Source organism: Streptococcus sp. LMAG:39 (genome assembly GCF_008680485.1).
Taxonomy (GTDB): domain Bacteria; phylum Bacillota; class Bacilli; order Lactobacillales; family Streptococcaceae; genus Streptococcus; species Streptococcus pasteurianus.
In genome coordinates this window covers 59,409-72,762 of sequence record NZ_NALE01000001.1, presented here as the reverse complement: position 1 = coordinate 72,762, position 13,354 = coordinate 59,409, and the positions used below count along the sequence as shown (strand labels likewise).

The following is a 13,354-nucleotide window of genomic DNA, read 5'->3' as shown; positions in this document are numbered from 1 at the left end:
ATTCACAGAAATGATTTTGATGAGATAAATAATTATTAATTTTATAAAGGAGACTTTTTATGATAGATTGGCTGATGACACAAAACGTTGTTTTGTTAGCCTTGTTAGCAGGATTATTTACATGGGGATGTACCATTCTTGGTTCTGCTGGTGTTTTTTTCTTTACAAAAGTTAGTCGTAAATTGCTTGATGTGATGATGGGGTTTGCTGCTGGAGTTATGATTGCTGCTTCTTTTTGGTCCTTGTTAGCGCCAGCTATTGATTACGCACAAGCAGACTATGGTAAACTTGCTTGGTTACCAACAGCGATTGGTTTTCTGTTGGGTGGTTTTAGTTTACGCTTAATTGACGCCCTTGTTCCACATTTGCACTTGGGAAAAGATGTTTCAGAGGCAGAAGGGATTCAACCGAAGAAAAAATTGTCTAAAACAGCGTTGCTCTTTTTAGCCATTACGATTCATAATTTTCCAGAAGGTTTAGCTGTAGGTGTTACTTTTGGAGCGTTAGCATTTGGCAATATGACGAATGCTGCTCTTATCGGAGCAATTGGACTTGCGATTGGTATTGGGTTACAAAATATTCCTGAGGGGGCGGCGCTTTCCATTCCAATTCGTGCTGACGGTAGTTCACGTTGGCATGCTTTCTTTATGGGAGCAATGTCTGCGATTGTAGAACCTATCGGTGCTGTTTTAGGAGCAGCTCTTGTTATTGTCATGCTACAAATCATCCCATATGCTCTTGCCTTTGCGGCTGGTGCTATGATTTTTGTTGTTGTCGAAGAACTTATTCCAGAGTCGCAAAACAACGGTAATACCGATATTGCCACACTTGGACTTATGATTGGTTTTGTCATTATGATGGTGATGGACGTTGCCTTGGGATAATGTAGTCGTGGAACGCTAAGTTTATTTTGATTACCCCTAGCGGACATTCGCTAGGGGCTTACTGATTTTTTGTATATTATTTGGAAATGTTTTCAAAATGTAATAAAATAAAGAAAAAGACTAGAAAAGGATATTTTATGGCAATTACAGTTAATTTGTATTACAAAGGTACTAATGGCAACGCTAAAAAATTCATGGAAGAAATGGAAAAATCAGGCACGGCAGCAGCAATTCGAGCTGAAAAAGGAAATTTGAGATATGATTATTTCTTTCCAGCAAATGATCTTGAAACGGTTTTGTTAATTGACAGTTGGGAAAATCAGGAAGCCATTGATGTGCATCATGCTTCACCGATGATGACCACTCTAGCTGAACTTCGAGAAAAATACGACTTACACATGACCGTAGAACGTTACGTGTCTGATGATAGCAAAGTCGATAGTGAATTTATCCGAAAATAATGACATGTGATAAGAGGATTGGGCAAAATCAATCTTCTTTTTGATTTTCGAATCAGAAAGTTGAGAAATTTATTCGTATGAGATATGATAAGGGTAATATTTTTGGAGGTATTGTTATGACAACATTTGCAGATTATTTTACACCTATTTCAGCCAAGGAGGCTAATGCACAACTTCAAACTGCGGATAATTTTATTCTTTTTATCGGACGTCCGACTTGTCCATATTGTCGCCGTTTTGAGCCAAAACTAACGCAAGTGGCGAAAGATAATCAATTAACTGTTCATTTCTTAAATAGTGAAAATCAAGATTCAGACACGCAAGAGCTTCGCACAACTTATGATGTTCCAACAGTTCCAGGGCTTTTGGTAGCCAAATCAGGTCATGTGAAAGTGGTCTGCGATTCATCGTTATCAGAAGAAGCTATTTTAGATTTTATAACGCATTGATTAGGAGACTGTATGGAAGTAAAACAATATGATTACATTGTTATCGGTGGTGGCTCTGGCGGAATTGCTTCAGCTAATCGTGCCGCTATGCACGGCGCAAAAGTCATTCTTTTTGAAGCAAAGGAAGTCGGTGGAACTTGTGTCAATCTAGGATGTGTTCCTAAAAAAGTCATGTGGTACGGCGCACAGGTAGCTGAAACGTTAAATACCTACGCTAGTGAATACGGTTTTCAAGTTGGTCAAACTTCTTTTGATTTTAAAACTCTGAAAGCCAATCGTGAAGCCTATATTGATCGTATTCATGCTTCTTACGAACGCGGTTTTGATAATAATGGTGTTGAGCGTGTCTATGATTATGCGACCTTCGTTGACGCACATACTGTTGAAGTGGCAGGAGCGTATTACACAGCGCCGCATATTTTAATTGCTACTGGTGGTCATGCACTTTATCCCGATATTCCTGGGGCGCAATACGGTATAACATCGGACGGATTTTTTGAGTTAGATGATGTGCCAAAACGTACTGCGGTAGTCGGTGCAGGGTATATTGCCATGGAAGTAGCTGGTGTCTTGCATGCACTCGGTTCAAAAACGCACCTTTTTGTTCGCCGTGAGCGTCCTCTACGAACTTTTGATAAGGAAATCATTGATACTTTGGTGGATGCTATGGCTGAAAATGGTCCAACGTTGCACACTTTTTCGATTCCTAAAGAAGTTATCAAGAATGATGATGATAGTTTGACATTGGTTCTGGAAAATGGTGAGACTTATACAGTTGACACGCTTATTTGGGCAATTGGTCGTAAGGCAAATGTTACTGGGTTTGGTCTTGAAAAGACGGGTGTAGAACTTAATGATAAAGGATTTATCAAAACTGATGACTACGAAAACACATCAGTTGACGGCATTTACGCTCTTGGTGATGTCAATGGTAAATTGGAATTAACACCAGTCGCTGTCAAGGCGGGTCGTCAGCTGTCAGAGCGTCTTTTCAATGACAAACCAAATGCTAAAATGGATTATAAAGATGTAGCGACTGTTATTTTTAGTCACCCAGCAATTGGTTCAATCGGCTATTCAGAAGAAAAAGCCATTGCAGAGTTTGGCGAAGAACAAATCAAAATCTATCGTTCAAGTTTCACACCAATGTACACAGCTTTAGGCAGTCATCGTCAACCAAGTAAGATGAAGCTAGTTACTCTTGGAAAAGATGAAAAAATCATTGGCTTGCATGGAATCGGCTATGGCGTCGATGAAATGATTCAAGGCTTCTCAGTTGCTATCAAAATGGGCGCTACCAAGGAAGATTTTGATAATACGGTAGCCATTCACCCAACAGGAGCAGAGGAATTTGTGACGATGAGATAGTTTTGATGTAGGAAAGTATTGTAATACCATGATTAGAGCTTGAGACGTAATTGTTTCAAGCTTTTTAGTATGTTAATGATTGGTATGTAATTTCTTTTATGCAATTTTGAAATTAAATCGTTATGTTATCGAATGAAAAATAAAAATTTCTCAGAGTTCACCTAAATAAGGAGCACGTTCCAAAATGTATTTAGGAGGATTATGATGAAAGGAAATCATTACCAGAATTTTATCGTCACTTTGGTGATTGGGATTATTTTTTAGCCGACGGTGTAGTGATTGCTATTGTTAATTACAGAAATAATACTGTCACAGCTTTATTGACAAAAAATCAAGTTTTTAACGGTGAAAACACATCTGCAGACAGTGGAGCAATGGTTGTGGTTAATGTGTATGGCATTTACGGAGAGCTAATTGCGAATATAGACAGACACAACACGGTTATTTGATTAATTACCTATGATAATAGTTATATCGGAGTGGAGGCAAAAGAAGATAATTAGCAAATTGCGGCTCTAATTTCAAAAGGGAGTTATTTTAGTCAACACCCATAGCCTATGGTCCCTTTACTAGCATGGATTTAAATGATGTTCAACAACTTTATCATTATGTTATTAAAATCAAGCGGACTTTCATTACAATTGAACGAAATTCAATACCTATCGGTATTACAGAAAATAAAAAGCAGAAAAGCATTTCAATTAAAAATATTGGAAAATGATTGACAACGAACTTCAACTGATGTTCGAATATGTTGCACAGTATTTCCCCGAAATCAAATCGGGCAAGAATTAGTTTTTCACAACTTAATCAAGTTAATATGGTAGTAGTTTAATACTAAATAAGACAGTAAAGCTAAGGTTTGTTGCCTTAGCTTTTTTATTAAAAAAGCCGTGCGATAGTTGTAATTGGTATGTTAAATTGTTATCATATAAGTATGTTATTACCTGAAAAATTTATTGAAAAATATCGTAATATTTTTGGAGATGAAGCAGATGATTTTTTAGCGTCATTTGACCAAGAGGCTATCTCAGGATTTCGTGTGAATCCTCTAAAAAATACTCAACAGACATTTGATAACCCAATTCCTAACACACCATGGGGGTATTATGGCAAGGTTTCTGGCAAGTCTCCAGAACATGTTTCAGGGCTTGTTTATTCGCAGGAACCAGCCGCACAAATGGTTGCTCAAGTTGCAGCGCCACAGGAAAATATGCGCGTACTTGATTTGGCAGCAGCACCAGGTGGCAAATCGACACATTTACTTAGCTATATGAATAATACTGGCGTCTTAGTCAGTAATGAAATTTCTAGCAAGCGTAGTAAAGTTCTAGTAGAAAATATTGAACGTTTTGGGGCTCGAAATGTCGTTGTTACTAATGAAAGTTCACAAAAACTTTCCAAAGTATTTAAAGACTACTTTGACCTTATCGTTTTTGACGGACCGTGTTCAGGTGAGGGAATGTTTCGTAAAGACTCCTCGGCCACGCAATATTGGCATGAAGACTATCCTGCGGAATGTGCGGTGCTTCAAAAAGAAATTTTAGAAGAAGCCATGAAAATGTTAGCCATTGGTGGAACACTTGTTTATTCAACATGCACTTGGTCACCAGAAGAAAATGAAGGAGTGGTTAAGTGGCTTTTGGACAAGTATGATTATCTGGAACTTGTTGATATCGAAAAAATAAATGGCATGGTGGAAGGAATAGACATGCCACAAGTTGCGCGCATGTGCCCACATCATTTTAAAGGAGAGGGGCAATTCGTTGCAAAATTACGTGATACAAGAATGCCAGAAGCACGTTCTGTTAAGCCTGTAAAATCTAACCTTACCAAAGTTCAATTAAAACTTTGGCAAGATTTCGCAAAACAACATATCAAAGTTGGTTTAACAGGAATCTTACAAACTTTTGGAGATAATCTTTACCTATTGCCGGAAGGTCTGCCAGATTTAGGAAAACTAAAAATCGCACGTAATGGACTTCATCTGGGTATCTTTAAGAAAAATCGATTTGAACCTTCATTTGCTTTAGGACTTGCATTATCACCTGATGACGTAGAACAGTTTGTGAAAATTGATATAGAACAGTTTAGGGTTTATGTATCTGGAAATATTGTCAAATTGGAAGAACCGATTCAAAACGGCTGGTATCTGGTGGTGATAAATGGCAATGGCATGGGCTTTGCCAAAATTACTGGAAATATTCTGAAAAATCACTTCCCTAAGCGACTGCGTTTTTATTCCTAAACTGTTACAGATACAATTTATGTTAAATGGGGAGAAAAGCACTTTGCAAATGCCTATTCGATATGGTACTATTTTCTTTGTGAGGTATTTGTAACACTTCATGTAAATTACTTTTTATTTTCAAGATTAAGTAGGAATCACAAATGAAAAAAATGAAAAAACTTAGCTTTTTACTGCTAATTACTTTAGTTTCTATCATTTTGTCAGGTTGTTCTAGTTGGATTGATAAAGGTCAATCAATTACCAGCGTTGGTTCAACAGCGCTTCAGCCTCTTGTTGAAGCTGCAGCTGATGAATTTGGAACAGCTAATATTGGAAAAACAGTTAATGTTCAAGGTGGAGGATCTGGTACAGGACTTTCCCAAGTTCAATCAGGAGCAGTCCAAATTGGGAATAGCGATGTTTTTGCTGAAGAAAAAGACGGTATCGATGCTGACCAATTGGTTGACCATCAAGTAGCAGTAGCCGGACTTGCTGTTATTATTAACGATAATGTCAAAATTAATGATTTAACGACAGAACAGCTTCGAAAGATTTTTACAGGTGAAATTACAAACTGGAAAGAAGTTGGCGGTCAAGATTTAAAAATTTCAGTTATCAACCGTGCAGCGAGTTCAGGATCACGCGCAACATTTGATGGTGTTATTATGAACGGTGAGTCAGCCGTGCAAAGTCAAGAGCAGGATTCAAATGGTATGGTAAAATCTATCGTATCACAGACTCCAGGTGCAATTTCATATCTTGCTTTTGCCTATGTTGATGATTCTGTAAAGACAATCAGTCTAAATGGCTATGAACCAACTGCTGAAAATGTAACAACAAATAATTGGCCACTTTGGTCATATGAACATATGTACACTAAAGGTGAACCGACAGGCTTGACAAAAGAATTTTTGGATTATGTCATGAGTGATGAAGTTCAAAAAGGCATTGTTGAACAAATGGGTTATATTTCAGTTAATGATATGCAAGTTACTAAGTCAGCTGATGGCACAGTAACTGAAAAATAAGGAGACGTTATGAGAAATCAAGAACTTGAGAAACAATTAACCTCACCTTCAAAAAATTCTCGATTAGAAAAATTCGGGAAAGGATTAACTCTTTTCTGTTTGGTACTAATTGTTTTTATCGTTGCAATGATTTTAATTTTCGTTGCACAAAAAGGGTTGTCTACTTTCTTTGTTGATGGTGTCAATCCGCTAACATTCCTTTTTGGAAGTAAATGGGATCCAAGTTCAGGCTCTTTTGGAGCTCTACCAATGATTTTGGGTTCATTTACTGTAACAATTCTATCTGCTTTAATTGCAACTCCGATTGCTATTGGAGCAGCGGTATTTATGACAGAAGTATCACCAAAATATGGTGCTAAGATTTTACAACCAGCTATCGAATTATTAACAGGAATTCCTTCTGTTGTTTATGGTTTTATTGGTCTGCAAGTTATCGTACCATTTGTTCGTTCGATTTTTGGTGGGACAGGTTTTGGTATTTTATCAGGTGTCTGTGTACTTTTCGTCATGATTTTACCAACAGTTACCTTTATGACAGTGGATAGTTTGAAAGCAGTTCCAAGACATTATAAAGAAGCCAGTCTTGCTATGGGGGCTACTCGTTGGCAAACCATTTGGCGTGTTATTTTAAACGCAGCTAGACCTGGTATTTTTACAGCTATTATTTTTGGTATGGCTCGTGCTTTTGGTGAAGCACTTGCCATTCAAATGGTTGTTGGAAATTCAGCCGTTGTTCCAAACTCATTAACAACACCAGCAGCGACCCTAACGTCCGTTTTGACAATGGGAATTGGTAACACTGTTATGGGGACTGTTCAAAATAATGTTCTTTGGTCACTAGCTTTAGTCTTGCTTATTATGAGTTTAGGTTTTAACATGCTCGTGAAGTTTATTACAAGAGAAAGAAAGAGAAATTATGCACGCTAAAAAAATTGATAAATTAGCAACAGGAATTCTCTATACCATCGCTGGAATTATTGTTGCAATTTTGGCTTCTTTGTTACTTTATATTTTATTAAAAGGGTTACCACACGTTAACTGGTCTTTCTTGACAGGAAAATCATCATCTTATCAAGCTGGCGGTGGTATTGGTATTCAACTGTACAATTCTCTTTTTCTTTTAGTGATTACATTGATTATTTCAATTCCGCTATCAATGGGAGCAGGAATTTATTTATCTGAATACGCTAAAAAAGGGCGTTTTACAAATTTCATTAGAACTTGTATTGAAATCCTATCATCTCTCCCATCAGTTGTTGTTGGATTGTTTGGTTATCTTATTTTTGTTGTTCAATTTCAATATGGTTTCTCAATTATCTCTGGTGCCCTTGCCTTAACCGTATTTAATCTGCCACAAATGACACGTAATGTTGAAGATGGTCTTCGTAATGTTCACCATACGCAACGTGAAGCAGGGCTTGCGCTTGGTTTATCACGTTGGGAAACAGTTGTTCACGTTGTTGTGCCAGAAGCTTTACCAAGTATTGTTACTGGTATTGTGCTTGCTTCAGGACGTATCTTTGGTGAAGCAGCTGCGCTCATTTACACAGCGGGGCAATCTGCGCCAGCTCTTGATTGGTCAAATTGGAACCCACTTAGTGTGACAAGTCCTATTTCTATTTTCCGACAAGCTGAAACATTGGCCGTTCATATTTGGAAAGTTAACAGTGAAGGAACTATTCCAGATGCAACACAGGTTTCCCAAGGCAGTGCTGCAGTATTATTGGTGTTCATCCTTATTTTCAACTTATCAGCTCGTTATATTGGTAAGAAGCTTCATGCGAAGTTAACGTCTGCAAACTAAAGGAGAAGAGATGACAGAATATAATTGGAATGAAAGACATATTATTACTTTTCCAGAAGAAAAACTCGCCCTAACAACAAAAAATTTACATGTTTATTATGGTCAAAAAGAGGCGATTAAAGGAATTGACATGCAGTTCGAAAAGAATAAAATTACTGCACTTATCGGTCCGTCTGGTTGTGGCAAATCAACATTTCTTCGCAGTTTGAATCGAATGAATGATACCATTGATATTGCCAAAGTAACGGGTGAAATTTTATATGAAGGTATCGATGTTAATGCTAAAAATATCAATGTTTATGAAATGCGTAAACACATCGGTATGGTTTTCCAACGCCCCAATCCTTTTGCTAAGTCAATCTATAAGAATATTACATTTGCTTACGAACGTGCAGGTTTTAAGGATAAACAATTCTTAGACGAAATTGTCGAAACCTCTTTAAAGCAGGCTGCACTCTGGGATCAAGTGAAAGATGATTTACATAAATCTGCCTTTACACTTTCCGGTGGTCAGCAACAACGTTTATGTATTGCGAGGGCAATTGCTGTTAAGCCTAACATTCTTTTGATGGATGAACCCGCCTCTGCACTTGATCCAGTTGCCACAATGCAATTAGAAGATACAATGTTTGAATTGAAGAAAAATTATACGATTATCATCGTAACCCATAATATGCAACAAGCTGCTCGTGCTAGTGATTACACAGCTTTCTTCTATTTGGGAGACTTGATTGAGTATGATAAAACTAACAACATTTTTCAAAATGCTAAGCTACAATCTACTAGTGACTATGTATCTGGACATTTCGGTTAGAAAGGGAAGCGATGACAGAACCTATTTTAAAAGTAAGTGATTTATCCGTTTATTATAACAAGAAAAAGGCTTTAAATAATGTGTCTATGGATTTCTATCCTAATGAAATAACGGCTTTAATTGGTCCCTCTGGTTCAGGAAAATCTACACTTTTACGTTCAATTAATCGTATGGGGGACCTTAATCCTGAGGTAACTTTGACGGGTGCAATTGCCTATAACGGTCATAATATTTATAGTCCAAGAACGGATACTGTGGAGTTACGTAAAGAAATTGGTATGGTTTTTCAACAACCTAATCCATTTCCTATGTCAATCTATGAGAATGTTGTCTATGGTTTACGTTTGAAAGGAATTAAAGATAAAGAAATTCTAGATGAGGCTGTAGAGAGGTCGCTTATCGGTGCTTCCATCTGGAAGGAAGTCAAAGATAGGCTCCACGATTCTGCTCTTGGTTTATCTGGTGGTCAGCAACAACGTGTATGTGTAGCACGTGTTTTAGCTACAAGTCCTAAAATTATTTTATTAGATGAACCAACATCAGCGCTTGATCCGATTTCAGCAGGTAAAATAGAAGATACACTTTATGATTTGAAAGATAAGTACACTATGCTTATTGTAACACGATCAATGCAACAAGCATCACGCATCTCAGATCGAACAGGTTTTTTCCTTGATGGTGATCTTATTGAATATGGAAAAACACATGAAATGTTCATGGAACCTAAGTGCAAAGAGACAGAAGATTATATTACAGGAAAGTTTGGCTAAGTTTTAGTAGCCTGAGAAAGGAGATGATATTATGTTGAGATCAAAATTTGATGAGGAACTAGAAAAATTACACAATCAATTTTATGCTATGGGAACTGAAGTTCTTTCGCAGATTAATAAGACTGTTCGAGCATTTATTAGTCATGATCGCGAGTTAGCTAAAGAAGTTATTGAAGGAGATGAAGTAGTTAATAATTTTGAGACAAAATTAGAAAAAAAATCACTTGAAATTATTGCACTACAGCAACCTGTATCTCAAGATTTGCGTACAGTTATTACAGTTTTGAAAGCTTCAAGTGACGTTGAACGTATGGCTGATCACGCAGCTTCAATTGCTAAGGCTACAATTCGCGTTAAAGGTGAGGAGCGTTTACCAGAGGTTGAAGCAGAAATCAAAAAAATGGGTAAAGCCGTCCGCAGTATGGTAGAAGAAGCCTTAGATGTATATATTACAGGCGATGAAGAACGTGCTTATGAAGTAGCTGCATTAGATGAAGTTGTTGACAACTACTTCCGTGATATTCAAAATATGGCTGTCGAGTCAATTCGTCACCAACCTGATGCTGTTTTTGCAGGAAAAGAATATTTTCAAGTTATCACTTATTTAGAACGTATTGGTGACTACGCTCGTAATATCTGTGAATGGGTTGTTTATCTTAAAACTGGAAAAATTATTGAATTATAAGAAAAAATAAACAAAAAGGAGGTGAACCTTCTTTTTGTTTATTTGTAAAAACTGACAGATATTTAGGATTGTGGTATAATGATATGGTTCGATGGTACTTAAGCATCATTAATTTTAAGATATGAGTATTATTGCTATCAAGTATTATCAGAATTAATTACACGATTCAATGATATGGGGAAATGGTTGCTAATCCTCATTCCTACATTCTAAAGGAGTTATATGAAAACTGTAGAACATTTTATTGAAAAGTTTATTCCTGAAAATTATAATATTTTTCTTGATATTAACCGTCAAGAAAAGACTTTTTCAGGTAATGTAGCTATTAGTGGTGAGGCTTTAGATAATGTTATTTCGTTTCACCAAAAAAATTTAATCATTGCTTCTGTCTTATTAGACAATCAAAGTTTGGGATTTACTATTGATAACAACAACGAAGCTGTTCATGTTGAATTACCAGAAACAGGTATAATGACACTTGTTATTGAGTTTTCTGGTAAGATTACAGATAATATGACAGGTATCTATCCATCATATTACACTGTAAATGATGAAAAAAAAGAAGTTATAGCGACACAATTTGAAAGTCATTTTGCTAGAGAGGCTTTTCCTTGTGTGGATGAACCAGAAGCGAAAGCTACTTTTGATTTAAGTATTAAATTTGATCAAACAGAAGGTGAAATTGTCCTTTCAAACATGCCAGAAGTAGACACAGAACGTCGTAAGGAAACAGGTCTGTGGACTTTTGATACAACGCCTCGTATGTCATCATATCTTCTCGCATTTGCTCTTGGGGATTTGCAAGGTAAAACTGCAAAAACTAAAAATGGCACGGAGGTTGGTGTTTTCTCAACAAAGGCACACGTTCTTAAATCATTAGACTTTGCTTTAGATATTGCTGTTCGTGTCATTGATTTTTACGAAGAATATTATGGTGTTAAGTATCCAATCCCACTTTCATACCATATTGCTCTGCCTGATTTCTCAGCTGGCGCTATGGAAAATTGGGGATTGGTTACTTATCGTGAAGTTTACCTTTTAGTTGACGATAATTCTACTGTTAAGAGTCGTCAAAACGTAGCGCTTGTCATTGCTCATGAACTGGCTCACCAATGGTTTGGTAACCTTGTGACAATGAAATGGTGGGATGATTTATGGCTAAATGAATCATTCGCCAATATGATGGAATACGTTTCTGTTGATGTTATTGAGCCATCATGGAATATTTTTGAAGATTTTCAAACAGCAGGTCTGCCACTAGCACTTCAGCGTGATGCAACTGATGGTGTCCAATCGGTGCATGTTGAAGTTAAGCATCCTGATGAAATCAATACTTTGTTTGACCCAGCCATTGTTTATGCTAAAGGAAGTCGCTTGATGCACATGCTTCGTCGTTGGCTTGGTGATGACGATTTTCGTGCTGGCTTAAAAATTTATTTCAAAAAACACCAATATGGCAATACTATTGGTCGTGACCTTTGGGATGCGTTATCAGAAGCATCTGGAAAAGATGTTGCAGTCTTTATGGATGCTTGGTTAGAACAACCTGGTTATCCTGTTGTGACAGCAGAAGTTGTTGATGACACACTTGTTCTTAGTCAAAAACAATTCTTCATTGGGGAAGCTGTTGATAAAAATCGTATTTGGCCAATTCCACTTAATAGTAATTGGCAAGGACTTCCAGAGACGTTGACTGAAGCCCGTCTTGAAATTCCAAATTACAGCCAATTGGCGATGCAAAACGAAGGAGCTCTTCGTCTCAATACAGAAAATACTGCTCACTACATCACAAATTATAAAGGCGAATTATTGAATGCTGTTCTTGAACAATTGATTGAACTTGATACTGTTTCAAAACTTCAAGTCATCCAAGAACGCCGTTTGCTTGCCGAAAGTGGTGAGATTTCATATGCAGAACTTGTTCCGTTATTGACAAAACTTGCTGATGAAACTTCTTATTTGGTAGCGGAAGCTATTTCACAAGTTGTTGAAGGTTTGGATGTTTTCTTGACAGAAGGAAGCCAAGCTCAAGCACAATTTAAAGCCTTGGTTAGCCACCTCATGCAAAAGAATTACGACCGCCTTGGCTTTGAACCACAAGCAGATGAATCTGACGAAGATGAAATGGTTCGTCAAAATACGATTTCATTGATGTTGTACGCAGACAACGAAGATGCTGTGACAAAAGCGGAAACTATTTTCCATCAATACAAAGATAATATCGAAGCTATTCCAGCTTCAATCCGTCTATCAGTTTTGGCAAATCAAATTAAGCACGCTGAAACAGAAGAACTTGTTTCTCTGTATTTTAATACTTATGTGAAGACTAATGATGGTAATTTCCGTCGTCAGTTAGCTTCTGCTTTATCAAATACAAAATCAGAAGCCACAATTGAACGTATCTTAAGCACTTTGAAGAACAAAGATATCGTGAAACCACAAGACTTAGCAATGAGTTGGTACCGCCCATTCCTTGAAAAAGATTTTGCACAAGGAGCATTCTGGACTTGGGCACGTGAAAACTGGTCTTGGATTCAATCAGCTCTTGGTGGTGACATGAGTTTTGATAAATTTGTTATTTACCCTGCCAATTCATTCAAAACAGCTGAACGTCTTGCAGAGTACAAGGCTTTCTTTGAACCACAACTTGGTGATATGGCAATCAGCCGCAATATTGCAATGGGAATCAAAGAAATCTCTGCTCGCCTCGATTTGATTAGTACAAGTAAGGTAGCTGTTGAAGAAGCGCTTGCAGAAGTTAAATAGAAGCGACATCTGAGTATTTCTCAGATGTTTTTCTTGAATTTTGTTTATGTAATGACAGTATTTTAGATAATCTTAAGTTATATTAGATATGCTTT

12 protein-coding genes are annotated in these 13,354 nt (G+C 37.1%); all 12 read left to right on the top strand.

The window, feature by feature from the left end:
- Positions 1 to 59: 59 nt before the first annotated feature.
- Complete coding sequence (locus tag CCC20_RS00340; RefSeq protein WP_069788957.1) at positions 60 to 884, top strand: ZIP family metal transporter; 825 nt, start codon at positions 60 to 62, stop codon at positions 882 to 884.
- Between the two features lie 137 nt (positions 885 to 1,021).
- Positions 1,022 to 1,345, top strand: coding sequence for a putative quinol monooxygenase (locus CCC20_RS00335; RefSeq protein ID WP_013851862.1), 324 nt, complete (start codon positions 1,022 to 1,024; stop codon positions 1,343 to 1,345).
- A 116-nt stretch (positions 1,346 to 1,461) separates the two neighbouring features.
- Entirely contained in the window at positions 1,462 to 1,794 is a 333-nt protein-coding gene (locus tag CCC20_RS00330; protein WP_039695217.1) for a DUF6568 family protein, read from the top strand.
- Positions 1,795 to 1,806: 12 nt separating this feature from the next.
- A complete protein-coding gene (gene gorA / locus CCC20_RS00325; RefSeq protein ID WP_069788958.1) occupies positions 1,807 to 3,162 on the top strand; it encodes a glutathione-disulfide reductase in 1,356 nt (451 codons plus the stop codon).
- Between the two features lie 937 nt (positions 3,163 to 4,099).
- Positions 4,100 to 5,410: an RsmF rRNA methyltransferase first C-terminal domain-containing protein gene (locus CCC20_RS00320; RefSeq protein ID WP_058692291.1), complete on the top strand. Its 1,311-nt coding sequence runs from the start codon at positions 4,100 to 4,102 to the stop codon at positions 5,408 to 5,410.
- A 143-nt stretch (positions 5,411 to 5,553) separates the two neighbouring features.
- Positions 5,554 to 6,420, top strand: a complete 867-nt coding sequence (locus tag CCC20_RS00315; protein ID WP_013851858.1) for a phosphate ABC transporter substrate-binding protein PstS — start codon at positions 5,554 to 5,556, stop codon at positions 6,418 to 6,420.
- A 9-nt stretch (positions 6,421 to 6,429) separates the two neighbouring features.
- Positions 6,430 to 7,347, top strand: a complete 918-nt coding sequence (pstC, locus tag CCC20_RS00310) for a phosphate ABC transporter permease subunit PstC (RefSeq protein ID WP_003064892.1) — start codon at positions 6,430 to 6,432, stop codon at positions 7,345 to 7,347.
- Positions 7,337 to 8,224 carry a phosphate ABC transporter permease PstA gene (gene pstA / locus CCC20_RS00305; RefSeq protein WP_013851856.1) on the top strand — a complete coding sequence of 296 codons (888 nt, stop codon included), beginning with the start codon at positions 7,337 to 7,339 and terminating at the stop codon, positions 8,222 to 8,224. Before pstC ends, pstA begins: the two co-directional genes overlap by 11 nt.
- Positions 8,225 to 8,234: 10 nt before the next feature.
- Positions 8,235 to 9,038: a phosphate ABC transporter ATP-binding protein PstB gene (gene pstB / locus CCC20_RS00300; RefSeq protein WP_003064889.1), complete on the top strand. Its 804-nt coding sequence runs from the start codon at positions 8,235 to 8,237 to the stop codon at positions 9,036 to 9,038.
- Positions 9,039 to 9,049: 11 nt separating this feature from the next.
- Entirely contained in the window at positions 9,050 to 9,808 is a 759-nt protein-coding gene (pstB, locus tag CCC20_RS00295) for a phosphate ABC transporter ATP-binding protein PstB (RefSeq protein ID WP_003064887.1), read from the top strand.
- A gap of 31 nt (positions 9,809 to 9,839) precedes the next feature.
- Positions 9,840 to 10,493, top strand: a complete 654-nt coding sequence (phoU, locus tag CCC20_RS00290) for a phosphate signaling complex protein PhoU (RefSeq protein ID WP_003064885.1) — start codon at positions 9,840 to 9,842, stop codon at positions 10,491 to 10,493.
- A gap of 222 nt (positions 10,494 to 10,715) precedes the next feature.
- A complete protein-coding gene (locus CCC20_RS00285) occupies positions 10,716 to 13,259 on the top strand; it encodes a M1 family metallopeptidase (protein ID WP_058692292.1) in 2,544 nt (847 codons plus the stop codon).
- Positions 13,260 to 13,354 lie beyond the last annotated feature (95 nt).